The organism is Pseudoflavonifractor sp. MSJ-30 (assembly GCF_018918045.1).
GTDB lineage: Bacteria > Bacillota > Clostridia > Oscillospirales > Oscillospiraceae > Faecousia.
Window position 1 is genome coordinate 1 of the sequence record NZ_JAHLPU010000004.1, and the last position, 25,202, is coordinate 25,202.

Here is a 25,202-nt window from a genome sequence, read left to right on the forward strand (position 1 = left end):
TGGGGGCCGACTTGCTGGTTTTTGAAATCCCGCTCACAGGCAACAATTTCAATCCACGGCCCCCGTGTGGGGGCCGACCATACTTGTTTCCTCCTGTAAATTAATTATGTAATTTCAATCCACGGCCCCCGTGTGGGGGCCGACGCTTCCCGTTCAGCCGGATTGTGTGGCCGGAATTATTTCAATCCACGGCCCCCGTGTGGGGGCCGACGTAAAGTTTTCTATTGGAGCTTCGTTGAAGACTATTTCAATCCACGGCCCCCGTGTGGGGGCCGACGTCATAAAGGAAACGTAATCCGTCAGCAGCGTTATGATTTCAATCCACGGCCCCCGTGTGGGGGCCGACGGTTGATCTCCGAAAGCTGGTTGCCGATGGAGGAAATTTCAATCCACGGCCCCCGTGTGGGGGCCGACGCAGCTCCCTTTTCCGTTCAGCTGCTCCCAAATCAATTTCAATCCACGGCCCCCGTGTGGGGGCCGACGGCGTAGGTGATGCGGTATGTATCCACCAAGCCGATTTCAATCCACGGCCCCCGTGTGGGGGCCGACTGCAGAGTACTTCCCGCATGGAGTAGCCGGCGGGATTTCAATCCACGGCCCCCGTGTGGGGGCCGACGTGGTCAACGATAAACGTACCATCTTTGTACATTATTTCAATCCACGGCCCCCGTGTGGGGGCCGACGCAACGCAAGACTGACAAGGAGGAACAAATGGAATTTCAATCCACGGCCCCCGTGTGGGGGCCGACAATTATCAAGCTGTGTGGTGAGATTAACAAAAAAATTTCAATCCACGGCCCCCGTGTGGGGGCCGACGGTATTAAAGCCAGAAGCACTCAGTGAAGTGGCAATTTCAATCCACGGCCCCCGTGTGGGGGCCGACGTAGGCACATGAGGATACGGATATATACAGACGATTTCAATCCACGGCCCCCGTGTGGGGGCCGACTATCCAATAGGCTGCTAGGGCGGCACCCATAACATTTCAATCCACGGCCCCCGTGTGGGGGCCGACCGGCCGAGTCCGATCTGATGACCGGCTCTGCTGATTTCAATCCACGGCCCCCGTGTGGGGGCCGACGGTAAACGGGTTGCCGCATTGGTCAACTTCAATATTTCAATCCACGGCCCCCGTGTGGGGGCCGACACAATCGTAATCTACAATAATCAAACCGACGAAATTTCAATCCACGGCCCCCGTGTGGGGGCCGACCAGGCAGCTTGGCTTTGATGCTCACGTCGTTGTTATTTCAATCCACGGCCCCCGTGTGGGGGCCGACCCGACGGCTCTATGAAGAGCTTAGGAGAAGTTATATTTCAATCCACGGCCCCCGTGTGGGGGCCGACCATAATGTCCCGCTGCTCCCGGTAGAACTTGGTGATTTCAATCCACGGCCCCCGTGTGGGGGCCGACCAGTCTGGCAACGGACAGGTCGTAGCCCAGCCGATTTCAATCCACGGCCCCCGTGTGGGGGCCGACTATCCGGATGCAGGGGGAGACCGCCGAAATGGTGATTTCAATCCACGGCCCCCGTGTGGGGGCCGACAAAAGCGTTTCGGTATTCAGGGTAAAAATTGCAATTTCAATCCACGGCCCCCGTGTGGGGGCCGACAATACCAACGAAAACCGGTTCCTGAATGGCTCGAAATTTCAATCCACGGCCCCCGTGTGGGGGCCGACGCAAGCTGGTGCATACCCTTCCAGCCAAGGATAATTTCAATCCACGGCCCCCGTGTGGGGGCCGACAAATAGCGTCTCCGCCGAAGGTAATCAGATCTCCAATTTCAATCCACGGCCCCCGTGTGGGGGCCGACCGGGGTAATCTCCGGCCAGTTCAGCCACACGGACGTATTTCAATCCACGGCCCCCGTGTGGGGGCCGACGTAAGTGCGCAGCCTCCAATACCACCAAACCCAAATTTCAATCCACGGCCCCCGTGTGGGGGCCGACTAAGGAGCAGGTTGCCAAGCTGTGCAAGGATGCAATTTCAATCCACGGCCCCCGTGTGGGGGCCGACTTCCGCAAAGTACCCAAAGCTTTATGCGGATTCTATTTCAATCCACGGCCCCCGTGTGGGGGCCGACTCTGCCCCATTCCCGTCAATGGTTGTGATTTTTAATTTCAATCCACGGCCCCCGTGTGGGGGCCGACCAAGGATTATGAAAAACTAGTAGCCTGGGCATACATTTCAATCCACGGCCCCCGTGTGGGGGCCGACCACAAGCGTTTGGGTCTGGGTCTGGTTCATTTCGATTTCAATCCACGGCCCCCGTGTGGGGGCCGACTCGCCGCCCAGATCAGGGAACTCCTTGATGTCAATATTTCAATCCACGGCCCCCGTGTGGGGGCCGACGGAATACCTTCTTGAAGATATCTGTGTAAGCGTGAATTTCAATCCACGGCCCCCGTGTGGGGGCCGACCGCCATGTGTGGGAGCGGCTACCTCCGGCACGGTATTTCAATCCACGGCCCCCGTGTGGGGGCCGACCTGCAGGGCATCCAGCGACACAGCCCCAACGTCCATTTCAATCCACGGCCCCCGTGTGGGGGCCGACATTGGCATCGATAGCGTACCCAGCATGGTGCCGATTTCAATCCACGGCCCCCGTGTGGGGGCCGACGAATTCAGTGCGGGAAGAGCTTTAAGGTTGATATATTTCAATCCACGGCCCCCGTGTGGGGGCCGACACAATGTACGGCCACTTAACAGCTGCCCTCTCTGATTTCAATCCACGGCCCCCGTGTGGGGGCCGACAATTTGCAGATGGTAACATACCGTTTGGATAGCAGCATTTCAATCCACGGCCCCCGTGTGGGGGCCGACATACCACCAATGTAATTAGGTTTTCGTCAATACAATTTCAATCCACGGCCCCCGTGTGGGGGCCGACTGAAGAAGAATTTGACTGCGATTAGAAAGTAAGAATTTCAATCCACGGCCCCCGTGTGGGGGCCGACTGAATACCAAATCGAAACTTGCAATCCGTGTGGTATTTCAATCCACGGCCCCCGTGTGGGGGCCGACCTCGGCCCACGGGAGCCGTTTCCTTAGGAGGATGATTTCAATCCACGGCCCCCGTGTGGGGGCCGACTCTTTGCTCTGCGGCCGGCATTGGGAAAGAGTGGATTTCAATCCACGGCCCCCGTGTGGGGGCCGACCAAGTACCCGGACTTGGTGCGGTCTCACTTTTGCATTTCAATCCACGGCCCCCGTGTGGGGGCCGACGCATAAATAACAACCTAAACGCCCGTGACAACCGATTTCAATCCACGGCCCCCGTGTGGGGGCCGACTAACTGACCTGACGATCTGTAAGCGGTACGGAACATTTCAATCCACGGCCCCCGTGTGGGGGCCGACCGGGATTACACCTTTGCCAAGTACCAGGCTATTATTTCAATCCACGGCCCCCGTGTGGGGGCCGACGGCTGCATATGCGTATCTCGACAACGGTTCTGTCGATTTCAATCCACGGCCCCCGTGTGGGGGCCGACCTGGGAAAACGTTCCCGGAGCCTTCAGCAGCAACGATTTCAATCCACGGCCCCCGTGTGGGGGCCGACTGGCAGGGGCTACCGCCAATGATGCAATCAACGATATTTCAATCCACGGCCCCCGTGTGGGGGCCGACCGAAAATATCTATATAATAGTAAATGTAAACAAATTTCAATCCACGGCCCCCGTGTGGGGGCCGACGGCAGATGTCTGGGCTTTTTCGGCAGGGCAGGGATTTCAATCCACGGCCCCCGTGTGGGGGCCGACCCGTCATCGTCAGCACTCTGGTTCAGATGGAAGTAAAATTTCAATCCACGGCCCCCGTGTGGGGGCCGACGTGACAACCGGAGGGCTTGGGAAAACGGTGTGAACATTTCAATCCACGGCCCCCGTGTGGGGGCCGACAATGAAATCTGGCATCCACTGCTCATACGTGGTATTTCAATCCACGGCCCCCGTGTGGGGGCCGACCTGTCGGCTTTTCCAACAGCTTATACCCCTGCTTGATTTCAATCCACGGCCCCCGTGTGGGGGCCGACTGCTCACAGCTTAACCTATGAGCAGCAGACCGCATATTTCAATCCACGGCCCCCGTGTGGGGGCCGACAGCAAATGTTGACAAAAATGCGGCTGCATTTTTGTGTATTTGCGCAATTTTTCTTCATTTCTGAAGAAGTTTCTCTTATCCAGCCCCGGCTGAGGTGGATAAGGCATTGGTTTTCGCCCCAAATCCCGGTGCGAAGGTACCGGGACTTGTGTGGGCGCTTTGGGTTCGCACAGACGTTACAAAATCAGTGGTTCGGCAGGGTCGTACCCTGGTCTTACGCCGTAGTGGCGGACCTTTTCCGTATAATGGTTTCCAAGGTTATAGAACCGCAGGCTGTCTTTTTCCTGGTCAATTTCTGCCACGAGCTTAGCTTCCAGCGCACGGAGCTGCGCCGCGTCCAGCGAGCATTCAAAGACGCTGTTCTGGACCCTTTGGCCATAGTTCAGACACTGTTTCGCAATCCTTCGCAGTCTGCGCCGTCCCGCGGCATCCTCAGTATTCACATCATAGCTGATCAGTACAAGCATACTTCACTTCCATAAAAAGGGCGGATATCCGTCCAGATCTCCACGCAGGCATCGCGCCAGAAGCAGTGCCTGGACATAGGGCACCAGGCCCCAGGGAATCTTTTCCTGGAGATATGGATGGGTTAACGTCTCCTGTTTGTTTTCCTGCCACGCCCGCAGGAACTTCCGGCGGGCTTCGTCCGTCAGCAGGACGCTGCCGCTTTCTTCAAATTGGAAGTCCTTCGGATTCAGCTTTCGGTTGTTCACAAGGCTGAGGACGAAACGATCCGCAAGACAGGGCCGCAGTTCTTCCATCAGGTCCAGCGCCAGAGACGCCCGGCCCGGACGGTCCGTATGCAGAAATCCAACATAGGCATCCAGTCCCACGGATTCCAGCGCCGCGGTACAGTCACTGGCCAGCAGGCTGTAAGCAAAGGACAGCAGCGCATTCATCGGATCCATAGGCGGACGGCGGCTGCGGCCGTGGAAGTAGAAGGTATTCTTATCTCCCAGAATTCGGTCATCCAAAACGGAGAAATAGGCAGCGGCCGCCACGCCCTCCAGCCCCCGCAGGGTATCGTCATCCGGGGCCTGGGCGATGGATTCCTGGCAGGCGCGCATGGTTCCGCAGGCGGCTTCCAATTTCTCCCGGTCCAACCGCATGCCGTGATCCCGCAGTGTCCTGTGCACAGCCCAGCGGCCATTATAGACCTTGCCAAGGATCATATTCCGGGCGAACAGCACCCGGCGGTCCGGGTCGTCGGCCACCCGGTATTGGGTGCGCCGCAGCAGCACATTTCCGTTGGAGGTCCCGCTGACTCTGGCCAGGAAGCGGCCCCTGGGGCTGTGGAACCGCAGGTTGATTCCCCGTTCGCAGCAGGCACCCATCAGGGCCGGACTGGCCCCCGGATAGGCGAAGGAGCAAATGCCCTCCAGCGTATGCAAAGGGAATCGCCCCTTCTCCGTTTCTCCCTGCCGGACGACCACATTTTCCCCGTCCAGCGTCAGATAGCTGTCCTCCGTCAGGACAAACAGAGTGTTGAGCATTTTTCTCATGGCAGTACCTCCATTCGCTTCAGGTATGCCTCCACAGACCCTGCGCGGTTCATTTTGGGCAGGCACAGATCCTTCAGAGAGCAGGCATTGCAGCCCTTGGTAGGCTTGATCTTTGGGGTATACCCACGGCAGTAAAGGGCGTGCATCTGCTCCAGCAGCTCCGTGACCTGCCCGCGGAGCTCCGGAGTGAATGCCACGGGCTGCCGATGCCGGATCTCTCCATAGTACAGTGCGCCCTCCGGAATCTCGCAGCACAGCATCCCCTCCAGGCACATAGCCTGGCCACAGAGCTGCAATGCATCTCCTGTGTCCTCCCGAGGTTTCCCCCGCTTGTACTCCACAGGGTAGGGCTGCCAGAGTCCCTCCTTCCCCGCCAGCGGAATCCCGACTTCTCCCCGGCGGTACTCCACCACATCACACTGGCCGGACACGCCAAGGCTCCGGGAAAAGACGTTGACTCCCCGGGTGACGACCAGGTCTCCTCGACTCTCCCGATAAGTGGTATCGTGGGCATTCTCGTGGAACACCGCCCCGTCGACTGTCCGGAAATTCTCCGCCCATAGATGCTCAATGTGGATGAGGGCCCACCTTCGCTTGCAGAACCGGTAGTGCTGCAAGCCGGAAAGCTGCAGAAAGTCCTCTTCTTTATATTCCATCGATAATTTCAGGTTCCAGGCCAGGCAGCGGCTCCAGCGTAATTACGTAGTCATCCACGCTGGCAGGCATAGCGCCCGGGTCTTTCTGCGCAACCTTCACGGAGCGATGAACCTTTGCGGAGGAGTACTGTCCATCCTTACAGTTGTGCTGCCACCAGAACAGCTTCACAACCTCCATGGAGCCCTCCGGTCTGGCCGAAGAAGCGTCGTTAACAAAGAGCGTGCGCAAGCATTCCTTGACCGTTTCGGCATCTTCCTGGCTGAAGCCTGTTTTCTCCGCCAGCTGAACATTGATAGAACCCTTGATTTCATACAGACCAAACCGGACAAAATGCTTCGTTCCCATAGTATCAGAGCCACGGTTGCCGTCCTTTTTCTCGCCACTCACACTCTTGGTAATCTGCAAAGATTCAATATCCACAGGCGAAGCGCTGATGGCCTGGTGAATGGATACCGGTCCCCTCACGCCAATCGAAACACCCTTCTCATTGTCTTCTCCCTCTGTCTTTTTACCGCCCTTTCCTTTTTTGTCACCCTTTCCGGACGAGTAGGCAAAAACCTGTCCAAATGTTCGTACGTCCAGCCAGGTTTCACAAGCAGTCTTGTAAAACGTATCTGGGCTCAAATTTCCAGGCAGCATAGCATCCGCTCGGCTTTTCAAGGAATCAAACTCATCGTTACGGCGGTCCTCCGACTGGACAAAAATAGCATTCCCCAAATCCTGCATCCGATTGCGAATCTTCCGCTTAATGCACACATCTGAAATCTCTCCAAAACCGTTCAGGTCCGTCCGGGGACGGTTGCCATTCAGGGGATCGCCGTTGCCATTGGCGCGTGTGACGGAAACCAGTGCTACAAAATCAATCTTGTTTTTCAAAGTGCTCATTATTCTTCCTCCTGACAATTGTCCGTGTTTTCAGTATCGGATGTGTTTTCTGTATGATCTGCGCTGCCTGTGCCGGACGTATTGGACGTATAGAGTGCGTTGCGCTGCAGGTAATATCCCATCAAATATGTATCCCCCAGTGCCTTGTTCTGCACTCCATCCGGGAAATCCGAAATCTGCGCAATGATCTGGCCGACCAAGCGGTCGTAATACCCCCGTGCATTGGGTTTGAGTTTGGGATAATAAGCCTTTTTCAGCTGCTCCCAAACAATGCAGCTTGCGTACTGGGGCCGTTTTGCAAGTACGGACTGCATCCGGATTGCATTGGGTTCTCTGCCCTCGTTTTTATCATAAGTATCCCGCTCAATTTTTTCAAAGACAGCCAGCAGTCTTCCGTATTGGTAGCTAATGTCTTTTTTCTCCGGCTCCAATGCCATATTCCATTCCTCCTGATACCAATCGTAATAATATTTCCGAATCACCGCACAAGCGGTGGAAAGGACTTTTTCCCGAAGCGCCGCATCCATAATCTGCAGATTAGAAGCCTTCCCCGCCACAGCACGCCGAATATCCAATGGTATTTTCTGCTTGTCCACCCGGCAACTGAGCATCCTCTGAAGCTGCTGGCCTTTTACCCGGTCATCTGTTTCCAGGATTGTCTTTTCTCCGCTTTTCCGCACTGTCCCGAAAGCGCAGTCAACAATCTGAGAGAGCGATGGCGACTGAATCCCGTAGGGTCCATTATGCCAGCAGCAAATATCATCCCAGTTACAAAGCCGCTCCACAAAATCCTGCGCCATAAGCTCGCTGTAATAGGTTACGGCAAGCCGCCCTGATGTCGCCGCTGCAAAGGCCGTTACAATTGCTTTTTCGTCCGACGGTATGGTGTTTTTCCACCCCCGTAGGGTTTCGGAAAGAGCCTTTCGATAATCGGAGTATTTGACCTGCGTTCCTCCATTTCCCCGCAGAAACGCAGCTCTCGGTTTCGGCAGTTCAATTCCCTTGGGATTCCAACACAAAAATGTTCTGTTGCCAATGGGAACGCCCTGATTTGCGGCCAGCCAGTGAATTGCATTGTGAATTTTCTGGGAGGCTTCATATCCCATAGTCATTGCCTGGGCATCTGTCGTAAACCGCCCTCGGTAAGTGAATCCGCTGGTATCGTTGGCAGAAACCAACTTTGCATTGGCGCAGGAATTTGCCGTCACAATCTTTTTCGGATGCTGGGTCGCCGGGATGGCATTTGTGCCGGAAACCATGCAGAACACCGGTTCCTCCTGCTTAGTGGAGGCATAGTAGTCAATAAACGCCTGAAGCAGGCTTCTATCCTTCCAGCAGGCTGAAACATCGTCCGTCTCACCGGATTCCACACGCCAGCACACAACCAGCTTTTCTTGCGGTTTGCTTGCAGGGAAACCATCCGCGTTTATCTTAATCAGTCCGGCATCCGCAATGTCCTGCAAAACGGTTCCCCTTTCCACATAACGCGCAATTACATGGAGCTTTGGATGGCTGTAGGCTGAATTCTCCCATTGGTGCAGCTGTGTCAGATAGGCTGCATACTTTTGTGGATATTGGGGCGTCAAAAACCGAATCTGGTCACACAGAGGATGCGCACAGATAGTGTCACCGGTTCTTCCGGCGGATTTCTCTGTTACCGGCACAATAATTTTGGCGTCTTCCGCGGCTGCCTCACGGGCATTCAGAAAATTCCCAGCTTCATCCAGTGTAATCTCAATATCCGCCTTTACAATCTGATGTGAAATTGGAACCAACGGCTCCCCTTTCTCACCATAAACACCCACATATTGCTTTTCCATTGCGCAGTAGGTTTCGTAGGCCTGCTCTATCAGCCCCATTTACTCCACCTCCCCAAATTCCCGTAAGCCGGAGAAATTACCGTGCTCCTGAGAAAATTCCTTCATCCGCATCTCCCGCAGAGGCTTCTGTCCGGGGCATTCCTCTGGCTGCAAAAAGTGAATCACACCGTTGCGCATGATTGGGTACCAGAACCGTGCCGTCATCCGTCCGCGGGTCTGCTCGGAATAGGCCTCATCCGGATAAGTTATTCCGTGGTACATGAGGCCAAAGCTCAATTCCGGCAAACCGTCATACGCCCCCTGGCCGCTTCCGAATACACAGGGCTCCACATAGCCCTGGCATTCCCTTGTCCCAAGAAAAACATCTCTGCGCCCGCCTTTTTCAATCATCCGTCTGGCAATGCAGTGGTGCTTGTTTTCGTTCCTGTCCGCGATCAGCTCCGGGCGGTTGTCGTTCCACTCAAAGCAGGCCCGCACCTGGTAGCGGCAATTTTTCAGATAGGTATAGTACGCCAGTTCGTTTCCCCCGCCGTACTTGATGGGGCGAATTCCCTTCACCTCGGTCTGGATGGGATTCATCACCCGTACATCCAGGATCCGCCATATGAACGTTGGTTTCCAGTATATGGATGAAAGGATGCCCTTCAGTGCTTCGTAAGTGGGTACCTGATAGCTGCATTTTTCTCCACCCAACCGCATAATCGGGTCAGAAAACAGTGCATAGTCGCCGCTTACTTCGAATTCTACAATGTTTGGATGTTTTGTTTTCAAAATTACACCTCCTGAAAACCGCTTATGCCGGTTTGAATGGAAAAGCCTGTCTGGTCGTCATAAAAACCGTCGCTTAAAATGTGAATGCTGTTCTCCAGTAGGGATGTCACCGCACCAAGCTGCTGCAACTGCTCCCACTGGTAGTGATAAACGGAAATACTGTAGCCTTTGGCCTCCCGCAGACATTGACCAATTGTTTCCCAGTCCTTTGGGCCATAATCCTGCAGCTGTGTCAGCAAGGTTTCCCGAAGCTCGCATCCCTTTCCATAGGGAACAAGGACTTCAGTTGTATCCTCGTCAAACACCTGAAACAGGTGTCCAGCCGTCTGAAACGCCTGACGCAGGAAAAAGCTGTCTACTTGAGCGCAGTTCCGGTCCGCATATCGAGGATTATCTGCCAGTAGGCTATAAATCGTCCCATGTTCCGCGGTCATGTCATCCTGAAAGCCGGGATTCATTTCCCGGTAGAGCCTGCGGTAATAGTAAGCAATCGCTTCATCTGATGCCAGATCCCCATGGAATTCCTGTGGGCGTTTTTGGAATACGGCCAGCAGCGAATTGGTTGCCGTCTGCCCCCGGGTAATATCCGCCAGAAAACGAAGCCGTTCGTCCGCGCACTGGACAATTCGGACCGGGGCAGGGCTTTTCTGCTCCGCGTGCCGGTTGCACCGTCCGGCTGACTGAACAACGCTGTCCATTCCGGCAGAAAAGCGAATCACCTGCTGAAACGAAATATCAACCCCTGCCTCGATCACCTGTGTGGAAATACAGACAACTTTGGGTCTCAGAGGATCATCATCCTCCAAAGCCGTCTGCAGGCGGCTCAGCGTCTGTCTTCGGTGGGCCATGCACATGGCCGCCGAAAGGTGAAAGCAAAGCGTTTCTGTATCCTTAAGCGCCTCAAACAGGAACGCTGCCTCTGCTTTTGTATTGCATACAACCAGCAGGCTGCTGCATTCCCGCAGCGCCGATTCCACCAGCTCCGGAATCTCCTCCAGGCGGGCGGTGCCTGCGTTCTGAATCTCCGTACGTTTGAAGGTATTCCAAAGCAGCGGGTCCCAGGGGACGATCTCCGCAGGCTTTTTCCACAGCGGGTGACAGGTCTGCTCCAGGCAGGGCTGTGTTGCCGAGCAGAGGACGACGGTAGCCCCGCATACCTCCGAGAGGAAATTAACGGCAAGATTAAACAGCGTCAGCATTTTCCCCGGAACCGTTTGGACCTCGTCAATAACGATAATGCTGTTACACAGGGCCTGGAATCTCCGAATGGCCCCTGTTTTTCCGCTGAAGCAGGTATTCAGCAGCTGAACCAGCGTTGTGATCACAATCGGCGCCCTGAAATCCTCCGCCAGCAATTCCAATTCCTGTAAACGCTCCGGTGTCTCCTCCGGTTCAGCCATGTTAGAATGAAACTCCAATATCAAGCTGTCATCTCCCACATAGCTACGGATGATTTCCGCATTCTGATCCAAAATGGACAGCAACGGAGACGTAAAAATAATGCGTGATTTATTCCACCTTTTTCCATGTACCAGTGCAAACCGAAGTCCAGAAAGGGTCTTTCCTCCGCCAGTAGGCACGTTCAGTCGAAAAATTCCTCCGGGTTGCATACCTGCTGCTGCACAAGTCTCCGAAATTGTCTGTCTCGCCCGGTCAATGGGCTTTTCATGAGGAAATTCAGATAGCTTCTGCTCCAAAAATGCCAACCGTTCACCCCAAATCGGACGCATATCCTTTGGGTATTGCGGACGGGCCGTCTTGCTCATAAATGCCGCCGTATCCGTACGGTCTCCCTCTATGACTGCAGACAGCAGCATCCGTGCCAAAAGGCCAATATAGAACATTACTTCTTCGTCTGCCAAGACATCCGATTGAGGAAGCTGGCTGATTTTTCCCAAAATCGGCGTTATCTCCCGGACTGACTGCTCAAACAGATCGTCCAGGCTCTGTTTGTCGGCACAAAACCTCAGGAAATTACCGATAGATTCTTCGTAACCAATCCCCTCCTTCGTCTCTCGATAGAAGAAGCCGCATTTTCGGTTCGGGTCAATGCAGTCGAACAGGCCGTGGTGCCCGCCCACGGCGTATGCAAGCAGTTCGGCCGTCAGGTCAGATTCATCAAATTCCTCCCCTGCGCCGTGCCACTGCTCCAGCAGATAGCGCACACCTGCAAAGGTATGGTTGACGCTTCCCCGCACGGCGTTTTCTTCTCTGACCGCTTTCTGCAAATACACCGTGAATTCTTCTTTGAATTTACCCGTATCATGCAAAAGCCCAGCCAGATATGCGGTTTTGCCCAGACCTATGGGCAACAAGGCCTCTTCAGCAATTTTCGCCGCATTCTGACAATGTTCCTCTACCGTTTGCTCCCGGTCGTCTGGAGCAATGTGTGCCAGATATGGTTGCTGTGTCATGGCATCTCCTCCTTGTTCCAGTTTCTGGTTATAGGATAAACGACTACATGTCCAATAAAACGGACTTTATCATCAGGGGACATCATAATTTTCTATGAAATTATCATATCATAGCTGTTGCAGAAATCAACAAAAATCTATGTTTGTTTTTTGCTGAATGGCTTTTCCTTTTTCAAAAGCAGAATTCTCCGCTCCCTCTCAAAAACCCTTCGCCCCTTTTCCCCCTCTTCTTCCTTAATTCTTCACCGCTCCCGTCTTGCGTCTCCACGAGCCGACAGTGTTCTTCCGTTCCCGATACAATTTCAAAAGTTTCGATCTTCTTCGCCGCCCTTCTTTTTTCTTGACTTTTCCCGGAAATTTCTTATAATATGCCCATCATTTGGCGAAACCGTCCGGATGCGCTTTTGTCCGGGAGACACAGAGACTGCGGTGCCGTAAGGAGTGGTCTGTGTGCGCTGGAGGCGGAGCTTGCTGGCGGGGTTGGTGCCGGCGGTGTTTCTGGGGGCTGTGATGGTGCAGAATGTGTTCGCCACCACCTATGTAATCAACGACGGCGGACGGACCTTTTCCTATACCCTCTACACCACCTCCGCCCGGGAGGCTCTGAGCGCCGCGGGGGTAGAACTGACGGAGGCAGACGACTATACCCTGGAAGCGGACACCATCACCGTCCGGCGGGCTCCCACCGTTACCCTTACATACCACGGAAAAAGCCAGATCGTCGTTTCCCAGGATGAAACGGTCCGGCAGCTGCTGAAACGGCTGGGCATCGTCTTACAGGAAAACGATGTGCTCTCCTATCCCCTTCAGACTGTACTGCAGCGGGGCATGGAGCTGCGGATCGACCGGGTGGAAAATCTTGAGGAGACCTTTACCCGGGAAATACCCTTTGAAACCAAAATTCTGAACGCTCCGGAGCTGCCGGAGGGTGTCCGGGAAACACTGGCTTCCGGCCGGGCCGGCACCCTGGAATGCAGAGCCCGGATAACTTATGTAAACGGGATCGAAACAGGGCGGGAAATTCTGGATACAAAGCAGACCTCCCCGGCCCGTGACGCACTCATTGCCCTGGGTTCCGGTCCGGCAGTGGACGCCGGCAGCGGCGAACTGCGGATCGGCGACGGCGTAATCCTGCTGCCCACCGGAGAAAAGCTGACCTACACCAAGGTGGATTACGTCCGGGCCACAGCCTACACCCATACGGACGAGGGCTGCACCACCACCACCGCCACCGGCACCACCGTGCGCTACGGCACCGTCGCCGTAGATCCCCGGTATATTCCCTACGGCACGAGAATGTTCATCGTGGCCAGCGACGGCAGCTATGTCTACGGTCTTGCCCAGGCCGAGGACTGCGGCGGCGACATCAAAGGGGACCGGATGGATCTGTACATGCCCACCTATAAGCAGTGCATCGCCTTTGGAAGGAGAAGATGCACCGTGTATTTTCTGGGATAGCGGTTGCAAAACATACGCAACGTGTGGTAGAATAAAGCAAAAACCTCCCCAGGGGAAGGCTGCTAACTCCATAGATACAATTAAGGAGACTCTATGCTCAACGTTTGCGATATTCAGGTCATGAAGCCGCTGCTGGCGCAGCATGGCTTCCATTTTTCCAAAGCCAAGGGGCAGAATTTTCTCATCGCCCCTTGGGTGCCAGCCTCCATCGCCCAGGAGGCCGGGGTGGACGAAACTGCCGGGGTGCTGGAGATTGGTCCCGGCATCGGGCCATTGACCCAGCAGCTCTGCCTGCGGGCAGGGAAGGTCTGCGCCGTAGAGGTAGACACCCGTCTGGAACCCATTCTGAAGCAAACCGCAGGCGATTTTTCCAACCTGGAGATCCTCTGGGGCGACATTCTGAAACAGGATATTCCAGCCCTGGTGGCTGAGAAATTTCCCGGTCTGCGGCCCATGGCCTGCGCCAACCTGCCCTACTACATCACCACCCCCATTCTCTCTGCCCTTCTGGAGGCGGACTGCTTCGATACCGTTACCGTCATGGTGCAGAAAGAGGTCGCCCAGCGGATCGCCGCTGCCCCTGGCACGGCAGATTATGGCGCTTTCTCCGTCTTCTGCCAGTATTATACGGAGCCGGAGCTGCTCTTTGACGTTCCGCCCAACTGCTTCCTGCCCCAGCCCAAGGTGACCTCTGCGGTCATCACGCTGCGCCGCCGGGCGGCACGCCCCTGGAACGTCACCGATGAGGCGGCCTTCTTCCACGTCGTCCGTTCCAGCTTTGCCATGCGGCGGAAAAAGCTCTCCAACGGCCTGACCGCCGGATTCCCGGAGCTGGGAAAGGCCGGGGCCGAGGATGTTCTGAAGGTCTGCGGCTTTCCGGAGAACGTCCGGGGCGAGACCCTGGGCATTCCGGAATTTGCCCGGATCGCCAATGAGATTACTTCCCGGAGGGCAGCGAAATGATTGAATTTCTTTTTCTGGACCTGGACGACACCATTCTGGATTTCCATAAGGCAGAGCGTCTGGCCATAGCAAAAACCTTCCGGGAATTCGGCCTGGAGCCTACGGACGCGGTGCTGAACCGCTACCACGAGATCAATAAACTCCATTGGCAGCGCCTGGAGCGGGGCGAGATCACCCGGGATCAGGTACTTGTGGGCCGCTTCCAAATGCTCTTTGACGAACTGGGCAAGCATGCGGACCCTGCGCAGATTGCCCGCAGCTATGAGCACAACCTGAGCATCGGCCACTACTACCTGCCGGGAGCCCGGGAAGCGGTGGACGCGCTGCAAGGCCACTATCGCCTGTTCCTCGCCAGCAACGGCACTGCCTCTGTACAGCACGGCCGCCTGACCAGCGCCGGACTTTACCCCTGCTTCGAGCAAGTCTTCGTCTCCCAGGAGCTCGGCTCCAACAAGCCCGCCAAAGAGTTTTTTGATGCCTGCGCCGCCCGGATTCCGGGCTACGACGCCGACAAAGCCATGATGGTTGGCGACAGCCTGACCTCCGATATTCTGGGCGGCATCCGCGCCGGAATGCGGACCTGCTGGGTCAACCCGGCCCACAACCAGGCCCCGGAGAATATCCGGCCGGACTATGAGATTGAAAGTCTTTCCCAGCTTCCCGCTTTGCTGCGGAAACTGTAAAAAAGTCCATAATGTTTTCAGCCCCGGGCATCGAAATGTCCGGGGCTGAACTGTATGTGTTTGCTTCCGCTTGCAATTCTTCGTCTTCGCTCAATTCATTTTCAGAAAGGATGGACAGATAGTCCCTCGACCATATTAGGACGCGGTCAATATGCGCTGTCTTGCCAGTTTCAGTCAAACTCCGCAAATTGCAAGTGCAAGTTGCGAATCCATTTTACGCATTCTTTTTCTTCAGCAGCGTTCTGGTCCGCCACTTCCCGGAGCAGTAGTAGGCTGTGGGAATAATCCTGGAGCAGGCTGCGCCCCACCACAGGCCCTGGCAGCCCATGCGGAAAACATTCATAAACATCCAGCTCAGGCCGATTTTGCACACCACGCCATCCGGAATGCCAATCAGGAACCCCAGCTCCACAAAGCCGCAGCCCATGACCATTGCCTGGAACGCACCGATGATCGCCGAAACGATGAAGTGCAGAATAAAAATCCGCAGGAATGTAACGCCCAACTCAATCACTGCCGGATCGTTTGTAAACAGGCTAAACACCTGTTTGGGAAGAAAAATACAGATCAGACAGGTCACAGCCGCGCAGGTAAGGGTGGCACAGAGGGTGCACAGCGTCACCTTCCCTCCAGGTAAATCATCAGCACCGCAATATCCGCGGGGCTGACGCCGGAGATGCGGCCGGCCTGCCCCAGGGAGATGGGGCGAATATCCCGCAGCTTCTGCCGTGCCTCCAGACGCAGGCCCTGAATGGCGGTATAGTCGATGTCCGGGGGCAGCAGACGGGCCTCTTCCTTCTTGAATTCCGCCACCTGCTTTTCCTGCCGGGCCAGATATCCGGCATACTTCACCTGAATCTCCACTTCCTCCGTCACGGCGGCGGGGAGAGAGGGACGTTCCGCGTCAAAGGGCGCCAGATCTTCATAGCTGACCTGGGGGCGGCGCAGAAGGTCCGCAAGCCGGGCAGAATTGGTCACCGGGGCTGTGTCCCGGGCGGAGAGCATTTCGTTCAGAGCCTCGCTTCCGGGAACGCCGCTGGATTCCAGGCGGTTGATCTCCCGGCGGACGGCTTCGTATTTGGCGTTGACCGACTCCAACCGGCTCCGGGGCACCAGGCCAACCGCCGCGCCGATGGCGGTCAGGCGCTGGTCGGCATTGTCCTGCCGGTGGAGCAGACGGTATTCCGAGCGGCTGGTCATGATCCGGTATGGCTCCTGAGTACCCTTGGTCACAAGGTCGTCAATAAGCGTGCCGATATAGCTGGTGTCCCGGGTCAGGACCATGGGAGGACGGCCCAGAATTTTGAGTGCCGCGTTGATGCCGGCCACCAGGCCCTGCGCGGCAGCCTCTTCGTAGCCGGAGGTTCCGTTGAACTGGCCCGCGCCGTAGAGACCGGGAACCAGCTTGCATTCCAGCGTGGGCAGCAGCTGGGTGGGGTCCACGCACTCATATTCAATGGCGTAGGCCGGGCGCATCATCTCGGCGTGCTCCAGACCGGGGACAGAATGGAGCATCTCCAGCTGCACATCCTCCGGCATACTGGAGGAAAAACCCTGAATGTACATTTCCTCGGTGTTCAGCCCGCAGGGCTCAATAAAGAGCTGATGCCGGGTCTTCTCCGGGAAGCGGACGATCTTCGTTTCAATACTGGGGCAGTACCGGGGACCAACGCCGGAAATGGTGCCGTCATAAATGGGACTCCGGTTCAGATTGGCCCGGATGATCTCGTGGGTGCGCTCGCTGGTATAGGTCAGGTAGCACACGGCGGAGTTGTTCACCTTGTGCTCCGTCCGGAAGGAGAATGGCTCCACGGTCTCGTCGCCGGGCTGCAATTCCATTTTGGAAAAATCAATGCCGCGCCGGTTCACCCGGGGGGGGGTGCCGGTCTTAAAACGCCGGAGGCTCAGCCCCAGATTCCGCAGGCTGTCCGAAAGGCCGACGCTGGGATGCATACCGTCCGGGCCGGAGGGGATCACGCTCTCCCCGATGATGACGGTGGAGTCCAGATAGGTTCCTGTGGCAATGACCACAGCCTTGGCCCCGTATTCCGCACCCAGATTGGTGTGGACACCGGAAACAGCCCCGTTTTCCGTCAGAATTTCCGTAATCTGTGCCTGCTTCAGCTCCAGATGCTCCTGCTTTTCCAGCGTGTGCTTCATGTACTCCTGATACCGCCGCCGGTCCGCCTGGGCACGGAGAGAATGAACCGCGGGGCCCTTGCCCCGGTTCAGCATCCTGTACTGGATGCAGCTGGCATCTGCCGCCAGGCCCATTTCGCCGCCCAGAGCATCCAACTCCCGGACCAGATGGCCCTTGCCGGTGCCGCCGATGGCGGGATTGCAGGGCATATTGCCCACGGCGTCCAGATTGATGGTAAACAGGGCGGTGTGCAGGCCCAGCCGGGCGGCGGCCAAAGCGGCCTCAATGCCCGCGTGGCCCGCGCCGATGACCGCCACATCGCAATTTTCAACAAAATAGGCCATATTATGCCTCCTGAGGCTCCGCCTTTTCCTTTTTCTCTTCTTGGGGGAGCACAAAGGGCTTGCAGACCACCTCGCAGCGGTGGATGGGGGTGCCCAGCTCGTGGAACTTCTCCTCGTAGCCGGTCATGATGCCTACAACGCCGTCCTTGTGCAGATCATCGGTGACGTTTTTCGTCTCCAGGCCGCAGGCGGCGAACTCCTCCAGAGAGAAGGCGAAGAGAGGTGCGTTGTCGGTCTTGAAATGGAACTCGCCGCCCTCCTTGACCACCCGGCAGTACTTGTCCAGAAAGCCCCGGTGGGTCAGGCGGCGCTTGGCGTTCTTCTTCCGGGGCCAGGGGTCCGGGAAGTTGATGAACAGCCGGTCGATTTCGCCGGGGGCAAAGATATTCTCGATCTCCGCCACATCCATGTCGATGTAATACACGTTGGTCAGACCCATGGCCTGGGCCTTCTCCATGGCCACAACCATAGCCTCCCGGCAGCGCTCCACGGCAATGAGCAGCACATCGGGGTTGGCCTGAGCGGTCTCGGCGGTAAACTTGCCCTTGCCGCAGCCGACCTCCACCCAGAGGGCCGCGCAGCCGGGCATCAGATCCCGCCAATGGCCCTTCTTCTCCGCCGGGCTCTGAACGCGCAGCGCCGCGCACCGCTCCATCCGGGGCTCCAGGTTCTTCATCTTCCGCATTCGCATATCTTGATCCTCCGCAAAAGGGTTTTGTTTCGATTTAACGATTTATTATAGGGGAAAAACGTCAGAAAGTCAATAAAGTGGGAATCGAAATCACGGAAATTGCCCGCACCGCGAATTCGTGAATATCTTGGGAAAGCGGCCCCTACGAAGAAACAGCGGACGTCTGCATCTCCCGCAAACCAAAAGCACACGGGCAGGCCGTGTGCTTTGGAAAATGGCTTATTACTTTTCTGCCCGTTTCCGTCTGCGCTGTTCCCGGGTGGGAAGCAGCTCTTCTACGGTGGGCATCAGGATCAGGCAGATAAATGCCGCGGTGAGGCCGCCGTTATAGAGGCAGTAGCCGCCATGCAGCAGTGGCACGGAGGTGACCAGCAGAGAATGGAACATCCCCGCAAAGAGGCCCAGCACGGGGCCGTACTTATCCACAATGGGTGTCATGCCGTTGGAGTAGCAGGCGCCGATCAGGATGGCCTGGGCATTGATATGGTAGGTGAAGTTGCCCCCCAGCTGGCCGGAGACCCACTGCATCAGCGGGGCCGTCACCACATAGCCCAGCAGCATGGGCCAGGCGTTCAGAGGGTGGGAACCGGAGTTGCAGGTGGAGAGCATGCAGAACATAACGCCGAAGGTGGGCCCATTGAAGCTGGCCCCTACCAGATTATAGTACCCCAGAATGAACAGGCCGAAAACGCCGAAGTTCATCAGGAACACATCGTTGCCCAGTCCCGCGGAAATGCTGGAATTCCGCTTTTGGTTCGTCACGAAAGCCAAGTATTTTTTCGGCGTGCAGCCCATGGCCAGGGCAGCCAGAATGGCGAGGCCGAAGAGAATGCCGCAGAAGCCGTTGGCCGTCAGTCGGGAGGCTACCATCAGGGTAACCGCCGGAGGTGCGCTGGGCAGGGCGATGCCGGTGGAATTGAAGAGGATGGCCTGGAGCATAAAGGCTCCCATGCCCACAGGCAGCGCGGCGTTATACAGGTTATAGCCCTTGTGGACATTGGGCGCATGGGTCAGTCCCGCGGGAACAAAGAAACCGCTGACCACGCCTACGACCACCGCCACCAGAAAGCCCCGGGCACTGTAGCCCATAACGGTGTCAAAGGGATGCCGGATGATCAGGTCTGTAATGAGCGGGGCAATGCCGGTGGTGAAAAGCATGGCGGAGACATAGTTCCTCATGGGCTTTTTCTTCACCGCACAGTAGAGCATGGTGCCCCAGATGGTGGGCCAGATATTCTGGATGTTAATGCCCCAGGAGCCGAAGCCCGTGGTCAGGATAATGGCCATGGTAGCCGTGGCGTTGAGCTCCGCCCGGAAGGCCACATACAGCCCCAGGCACATCAGGCACACGCAGCCCATATTGAAAAAGGTTGCGCTGTAGCCACCTACGGCAAAATAATTCGTGGGCACCTTGCAGGGCTGGCTGAGGATCTGCCGCATGCCGGAGAAAAGCTGCGCCCTATCGGGCATCAGCACCGCCGCCAGCAGGAAGGCAAAGGAAAAGAGATAGAAAAACAGCCCCAGAAAGCTGCTTTCCGGCAGACTTTTGATTTTCTTCATGTGCATCCCCCAGAACGTGAATGGTTCTGCCCTTATTATAGGGGGAACGGGGCGGAATGTCAATGAACGGGCAGGGGTTTTCAAAACTTAGCCGATCAGCTCCACCGGATCCACCCGCAGGCCCCGCGTCAATTCGTTTTTCTTCAAATACAGATACAAATCGTGAGAGATAAGATTGATCCGCGCCGCATAATTGCCGCCCCAGCCGAATACCGGTTTCGTTGCGCAGATCATAGGCATCCCTTCCAGGTACGCGCCGCGCAGGCGCAGCTGGAGCGGTGGGAGAAACGTCTGTTTCCCGCATACGGGACAGGTAAACGCCTCTTCGGATTTGGACAGCTCCAGGGCATCAACGGGTAACTCCGTCAAAATCTGAATGTCGTACAAATCTCCGATGGGGTTCCCCGTCCTGTAATGGCAGACAGCCTGAAACGCAAGGGGCAGGTCAAGCGCTTCCAGAAGGTTCTTCGCCCGTTCTGTACAGAAAAGGTGGTCCTCCACCCCATAAGCCGTGAAAAAGTGCTGGTTTGGCTTTCTGGAAATAGGCTTTGCCACATAAAACGGCCCGCCGTTCCAGGTCCGATGACGGGCCATGCCCTCTCCGAAAGGTTCAGAGCAGGTGAAAGAATCTTCTTCCCTTTGAAGCTCCACTTTTGCCGTCAGCGCCGCACAGGTGAGCCACTGTGCGTTTTCCCGTTCCCGCTCCGTAAACACCGCGTTTCTTATGGGTGCGGGTTCGTCCGGTCGCAGCTGCCGGAACGCCGCGTAAGCCGGGCTTGTCTCTGGGATGTCAAAACTGGCGTATTCTCTCTTATCCGGCATCTCAAATCTCTTATAGGAAACGCCGTACTTCTCCAGCAGCGTTTCCAGTGCCGGGTCAAGCGGACGCGAAAAATGGCACACTACCTTCATTTCACATTTTCCCTCGCTGCCACATGCCGGAAAATGATCGCATCCTCCGTCTCAAGGATCTCCTCCCGCCGGATGGGGACGCACTCCCAGTATACACGCGGCTTTGTCAACATAGTTGTCCGCGTCGGATCAAAAAAGCAGCTTTTCTGCATTGTCCTCATTCCCGGATAAAGGCCGTCATACAGAAGGTCTTTCATTTTCCGCAGATCTTCCACATCCACAGTCTCCGGGTCCTGATCCAGTTTGAGGGAAATATTCCCGTTGGAATGCCTGTTTGCCAGAATTCCCTCCGTTTTCTGGGCATCTGCCCAGAGCGTGGGCAGATGGGTCTGCACGAGGGGAGAAACGACGTTGAACCACTCCGCCCCGCAGAGATAGGCATATTTGTACCATTCGACTGGGATATAGCCCTGTGGCGGAGGCGGGGCCATCTTTTCCTCATCTGATCCAAAGTATCTCATGTACCCGCTCCACTTACTCACACCGTTAAAAGGTGAAATCGCAACACGTCCGTTCAAATTGGAGAGCTCGCCTGCCCAGTGTTCCAGAAATGCAGAAAACGCGTTTGCCATTTCATGCAGGCCGTCACCCAGACAGTAAATAGGGACCTGCAGCCAAAGATCACCGTGAAACAGGCCATCGTTTGCCCAGTACGGAAATTTTGTAGCAACCCCTAGCAGCTCTTCCGGATCAAGTATTGTCCGCCGAACCCGGTGCGGCTCTTCAAAAAAGCTGAGGATCCCGCTTATCCAGTCAAGCTCCCCGCTTTTGATTTTCGCTGCCTGGGTCCTGTAAAAGGCCCAGTAGTCCTCTGATACGTCGCTTCCCTTGGGCCTTCCGGGCATAGAGTACCTCTGTGTCCGCAAATATGTGCGGTATGAAGTCTTGTTATAGATTGTATTGCACCGGACGGCACCACTGAGCCCAAAGTTCCGGATACCATCTTCTCTAAACGCAGACAGAAGCTTTTCCGGTTTCCCTGTTTTCCACCGTGATTTTAAGCCACAGCAGTCCCAATCAGTAACAAACCCTTCGGAAAAAAGTCCTTCACACCAGACAACAAACGCTTCGATCAGAGAATCCGCCTGTTCCCTAGTCAAGTCAAAATACTCCGCCTCCAGAAATAGATACCGCGAATCCACGGGGACATTGTTGCATTCGGTTACAGAGTGAAAGGCTGCCATGGTCTTGTCCTCCCTTGTGCGTTTTTGTCATTATACAATACATTTTCCGGCGGTTCAACTTCTTTTCCGCAAAAGGCGAAAAGAGGACGCAGCGCAAACGCACTGCGTCCTCTCTGAAAATATCCTTACTGTGCGCTGGGCACGACCTCAGGGCCGATGGGGCAGTCATAGCCCGCGGCGGCGGTTTCGCTGAATTCGTCCCGGGCGGCCTTCAGGGTCTCCGGCTTTTCCATCAGATCCATGGCGGTGCCGGCCAGAACCTTGGCGGCGTAGAGCAGACCCTTATAGGCAATGCCCGTCTTACCCGTGGAAACCACCTGCCAGCTGTGGCCGGGAACCTTGGAAGGCCAGGTGGCCGTATTGAACTGGGCGGTGGGGGTCAGCCAGCTGACGTCGCCCACGTCCGTGGAGCCGGGACTGTAGTGATAGGCGGGATAGTAGGGCACCACGAAATCGTTGATGGCCTTTGCGCCCTTGTCGGACAGCTGGCTGATCTGCTTTTTCAGCACAGGGTTCGTCTCCACGCTGTCGCCGGGCAGACTGTCATGGGGATAGGTCTTCCGCAGAGCCTCGGCGAGAGCCCACTCCTCCCGGGTGTACTCCGGCAGGGGAGCTTCCACCAGATTGTCGTAGAGCAGCTGCTCCAGGACGGTATTGGACAGGGTGTCCGAGGTACCGTCCAACTGGTGCCAGGTGACGGAAGTGCCCGTCATCAGCGCCGCACCTTTGGCGATATCGTTGACCCGAGCCAGCAGCGCCTTGGCCTTGCGGACAGTCTCCGCCCGGACCATGTACACGAGCTTCGCCGTGGGCTGCACCACATTGGGGGAAATACCTCCAGCATCGGCAACGGAATAGTGGATGGAGCACTTGGGCTCCATATGCTCCCGGAGGAACTGGACGCCGATGTTCATCAGCTCCGCGCCGTCCAGAGCGGAGCGGCCGTCCCAGGGGTTTCCCGCGGCGTGGGCGGCGGTGCCCGCGAATTCATAGACCATCTGCATACAGGCGGCGTTGGAGCCGGTGGTCACCTCGTTGGTGTCGCCGGGGTGCCAGGTAATGGCGGCGTCCAGATCCTTGAAAAGGCCGTCTCTCGCCATAAAGGTCTTGCCCGCGCAGCCTTCCTCCCCGGGGCAGCCATAGAAAACAACGGTTCCCTTCAGCTTTCCGGCGGCAATGGCGTCCTTGATGGCGATGGCAGCGGCAAGGCTGGCCGCGCCCAGCAGATTGTGGCCGCAGCCCTGCCCGCAGCCGCCCTCAACAAGAGGCTGCTTTTCCGCCACGCCGGGAACCTGAGACAGGCCGGACAGGGCGTCATATTCGCCCAGAATGCCGATCTTGGGGCTGCCGGAGCCATAGCTTCCGGAGAAAGCCGTGGGAATACCGCAAAGGTTCTCCTCTACCCGGAAGCCCTCCTGCTTCAGCAGAGCCACATAGGCCGCCGTGGACTTGGTCTCCAGCATGGACAGCTCGGCGTACTCCCAGATTTTGTCGCTGAGGTTCAGGATCTCATCCTTCTTGGCCTCAACGGTATGATACAGTTCCTGCTTGTTCATATTACAGCACCTTCTTCAGAAAGTCCTGGAGCCGGGGATGGGTTGGATGGTAAAAAATCTGGTCCGGGGCACCCTGCTCCAGAATGTTGCCCTCGGCCATAAACAGTACCCGGTCCGAAACCTCCCGGGCGAAGCGCATTTCGTGAGTGACGATGACGCTGGTCATGCCGGTGTCCACCAGACCCTTGATAACGTCCAGCACCTCGCCCACCATTTCGGGGTCCAGAGCGGAAGTAGGCTCGTCAAAGAGCATAACGTCCGGCTCCATGGCCAGAGCCCGGACAATGGCAAGCCGCTGCTTCTGTCCGCCGGAGAGGTTGCCGGGCATTTCATCGTATTTCTCCAGCAGGCCCACCCGGGCTAAGAGGTCCTTTGCCATCTGGTTTGCCTCGGCCTCGCTCTTGCCCTTGAGCATCATGGGAGCCAGAGTGATGTTCTTCGCCACGGTCAGGTGGGGGAACACATTGAAGTGCTGGAACACCATGCCCATCTTCTGCCGGTGCAGATCGATATTGACCTTGGCAGGCTTGGGCATTTTGCCCTCCTTGATGAGCTGCTTCTCCTCCTTGGTCAGGTTTCCGGTGATCTCATCGCCCTCGAAGTAGATTTTGCCGCTTTCGGGCTTTTCCAGCAGGTTCAGGCAGCGCAGGAAGGTGCTCTTGCCGCCGCCGGAGGGGCCGATGACGGAGACGACCTCGCCCTTTTCAATGGTCTGATTGACGCCCTTCAGCACCTGCAGGTCGCCGAAGCTCTTATGCAAATCAACTGTTTTGATCATTTCCATGATTAATTCTTGCCTCCTGCTTTTACTTTACGGTTCCGGTAGCTGTTGGGGTTGGCCATCTTCTTGCCGAAGCGATCCACAATCTTGCTCAGAGGATAGGTCACGCACAAATAGATGATGGCAACGATGGTCAGGGGCTCCAGCGTCAGATAGGAAACGCCCTTAACAATCAGATAGGAGGTCATAATGTCGCCCAGGAAGAAGGTGGACGCCAGAGAGGTCTCCTTCAGCATCATGATGAACTCATTGCCCAGAGCCGGCAGGATGTTGCGCACTGCCTGCGGCAGAATGATCTTCACCATGGTCTGGCCCTCGCTGAGGCCCAGAGAACGCGCCGCTTCGGTCTGTCCCTTGTCCACGGCCTGTATGCCGGAGCGGATGACCTCGGAGACGTAGGCAGAGGAGTTGATGCACAGGGAAATGGATACCCACATGAACTGGCTCAGCTTCAGGAAGGTGAAGATATTCGGCAGCACGAAATAGAAGACATACAGCTGCAGCAGAATAGGCGTACCCCGCAGCACCTCCACATAGACCGAAGCGATGAAGCGGAGAATTCTGGATTTGGACATTTTCAGCATGGCGACCAATGTGCCCAGCACGGTGCCCAGCGCCACGGAGATAAAAGTAAGAATCAATGTATTTTTCAGGCCGGTGAACAGGAAGAGCTTCCAGTACTGGCTCCAAATCTTTGCCAGGTTCGGCAGGAACAGGGTAAAATCCATCTTTCTGATTTCCTTTCAAAATGAAGATCTGTTGGATGCTTTTCTTTTCA

At 56.3% G+C, this 25,202-nt stretch carries 19 protein-coding genes and 1 CRISPR repeat array; of the genes, 3 read left to right on the top strand and 16 right to left on the bottom strand.

Translation table 11 applies throughout. The features are described 5' to 3' along the window. The first annotated feature begins 45 nt into the window (after window positions 1-45). Window positions 46-4,103: a CRISPR direct-repeat array (repeat unit 33 nt; unit sequence ATTTCAATCCACGGCCCCCGTGTGGGGGCCGAC). A gap of 176 nt (window positions 4,104-4,279) precedes the next feature. From cas2 to cas3, 7 genes are read right to left on the bottom strand one after another with little or no spacing between them, the layout of a single operon-like run. Continuing rightward, window positions 4,280-4,570, bottom strand: a complete 291-nt coding sequence (gene cas2, locus KQI10_RS00075) for a CRISPR-associated endonuclease Cas2 (protein ID WP_216565317.1) — start codon at window positions 4,568-4,570, stop codon at window positions 4,280-4,282. 3 nt (window positions 4,571-4,573) lie between these two features. Further along, window positions 4,574-5,605: a type I-C CRISPR-associated endonuclease Cas1c gene (gene cas1c / locus KQI10_RS00080; RefSeq protein ID WP_216565318.1), complete on the bottom strand. Its 1,032-nt coding sequence runs from the start codon at window positions 5,603-5,605 to the stop codon at window positions 4,574-4,576. Then, on the bottom strand, window positions 5,602-6,261 hold the full coding sequence (gene cas4 / locus KQI10_RS00085; protein ID WP_216565319.1) for a CRISPR-associated protein Cas4: 660 nt from the start codon (window positions 6,259-6,261) through the stop codon (window positions 5,602-5,604). Before cas4 ends, cas1c begins: the two co-directional genes overlap by 4 nt. Then, window positions 6,251-7,147 carry a type I-C CRISPR-associated protein Cas7/Csd2 gene (gene cas7c / locus KQI10_RS00090; protein ID WP_216565320.1) on the bottom strand — a complete coding sequence of 299 codons (897 nt, stop codon included), beginning with the start codon at window positions 7,145-7,147 and terminating at the stop codon, window positions 6,251-6,253. The genes cas4 and cas7c overlap by 11 nt, the downstream gene beginning before the upstream one ends. Then, the gene (cas8c, locus tag KQI10_RS00095; RefSeq protein WP_216565321.1) at window positions 7,147-9,006 is read right to left on the bottom strand and encodes a type I-C CRISPR-associated protein Cas8c/Csd1; all 1,860 of its coding nucleotides are present in this window, start codon (window positions 9,004-9,006) and stop codon (window positions 7,147-7,149) included. The genes cas7c and cas8c overlap by 1 nt, the downstream gene beginning before the upstream one ends. Next, a complete protein-coding gene (cas5c, locus tag KQI10_RS00100; protein ID WP_216565322.1) occupies window positions 9,007-9,738 on the bottom strand; it encodes a type I-C CRISPR-associated protein Cas5c in 732 nt (243 codons plus the stop codon). 2 nt (window positions 9,739-9,740) lie between these two features. After that, complete coding sequence (gene cas3 / locus KQI10_RS00105; RefSeq protein WP_216565323.1) at window positions 9,741-12,152, bottom strand: CRISPR-associated helicase Cas3'; 2,412 nt, start codon at window positions 12,150-12,152, stop codon at window positions 9,741-9,743. A 450-nt stretch (window positions 12,153-12,602) separates the two neighbouring features. Between cas3 and KQI10_RS00110 the strand changes: the two genes are divergently transcribed. From KQI10_RS00110 to KQI10_RS00120, 3 genes are all read left to right on the top strand, one after another. Further along, window positions 12,603-13,610 carry a 3D domain-containing protein gene (locus KQI10_RS00110; protein ID WP_216565324.1) on the top strand — a complete coding sequence of 336 codons (1,008 nt, stop codon included), beginning with the start codon at window positions 12,603-12,605 and terminating at the stop codon, window positions 13,608-13,610. Window positions 13,611-13,703: 93 nt separating this feature from the next. Continuing rightward, window positions 13,704-14,573: a 16S rRNA (adenine(1518)-N(6)/adenine(1519)-N(6))-dimethyltransferase RsmA gene (gene rsmA / locus KQI10_RS00115; RefSeq protein WP_216565325.1), complete on the top strand. Its 870-nt coding sequence runs from the start codon at window positions 13,704-13,706 to the stop codon at window positions 14,571-14,573. Next, the gene (locus KQI10_RS00120) at window positions 14,570-15,256 is read left to right on the top strand and encodes a YjjG family noncanonical pyrimidine nucleotidase (protein ID WP_216565326.1); all 687 of its coding nucleotides are present in this window, start codon (window positions 14,570-14,572) and stop codon (window positions 15,254-15,256) included. Before rsmA ends, KQI10_RS00120 begins: the two co-directional genes overlap by 4 nt. Before the next feature lie 214 nt (window positions 15,257-15,470). On the opposite strand, the gene KQI10_RS00125 is transcribed toward KQI10_RS00120, so the two are convergent. The 9 genes from KQI10_RS00125 to KQI10_RS00165 all read right to left on the bottom strand — a co-directional run bounded on the left by KQI10_RS00125 (window position 15,471) and on the right by KQI10_RS00165 (window position 25,152). After that, entirely contained in the window at window positions 15,471-15,878 is a 408-nt protein-coding gene (locus KQI10_RS00125; RefSeq protein WP_216565327.1) for an MATE family efflux transporter, read from the bottom strand. Further along, window positions 15,875-17,740, bottom strand: coding sequence for a tRNA uridine-5-carboxymethylaminomethyl(34) synthesis enzyme MnmG (gene mnmG / locus KQI10_RS00130; protein ID WP_216565328.1), 1,866 nt, complete (start codon window positions 17,738-17,740; stop codon window positions 15,875-15,877). The genes KQI10_RS00125 and mnmG overlap by 4 nt, the downstream gene beginning before the upstream one ends. A 1-nt stretch (window position 17,741) precedes the next feature. Then, window positions 17,742-18,431, bottom strand: coding sequence for a tRNA (guanosine(46)-N7)-methyltransferase TrmB (gene trmB, locus KQI10_RS00135; protein ID WP_253284995.1), 690 nt, complete (start codon window positions 18,429-18,431; stop codon window positions 17,742-17,744). Window positions 18,432-18,653: 222 nt separating this feature from the next. Beyond that, entirely contained in the window at window positions 18,654-19,991 is a 1,338-nt protein-coding gene (locus tag KQI10_RS00140) for a DUF1576 domain-containing protein (RefSeq protein WP_216565329.1), read from the bottom strand. A gap of 87 nt (window positions 19,992-20,078) precedes the next feature. Further along, complete coding sequence (locus tag KQI10_RS00145; protein ID WP_216565330.1) at window positions 20,079-20,903, bottom strand: hypothetical protein; 825 nt, start codon at window positions 20,901-20,903, stop codon at window positions 20,079-20,081. Then, entirely contained in the window at window positions 20,900-22,087 is a 1,188-nt protein-coding gene (locus KQI10_RS00150) for a hypothetical protein (RefSeq protein ID WP_216565331.1), read from the bottom strand. The genes KQI10_RS00145 and KQI10_RS00150 overlap by 4 nt, the downstream gene beginning before the upstream one ends. Before the next feature lie 125 nt (window positions 22,088-22,212). After that, window positions 22,213-23,643 (bottom strand): amidohydrolase, encoded by a 1,431-nt coding sequence (locus KQI10_RS00155; RefSeq protein ID WP_216565332.1) that lies wholly within the window; start codon window positions 23,641-23,643, stop codon window positions 22,213-22,215. Between the two features lies 1 nt (window position 23,644). Further along, window positions 23,645-24,421 (bottom strand): amino acid ABC transporter ATP-binding protein, encoded by a 777-nt coding sequence (locus tag KQI10_RS00160; protein WP_216565340.1) that lies wholly within the window; start codon window positions 24,419-24,421, stop codon window positions 23,645-23,647. Between the two features lie 8 nt (window positions 24,422-24,429). Further along, window positions 24,430-25,152 (bottom strand): amino acid ABC transporter permease, encoded by a 723-nt coding sequence (locus KQI10_RS00165; RefSeq protein ID WP_216565333.1) that lies wholly within the window; start codon window positions 25,150-25,152, stop codon window positions 24,430-24,432. Between the last annotated feature and the right edge of the window lie 50 nt (window positions 25,153-25,202).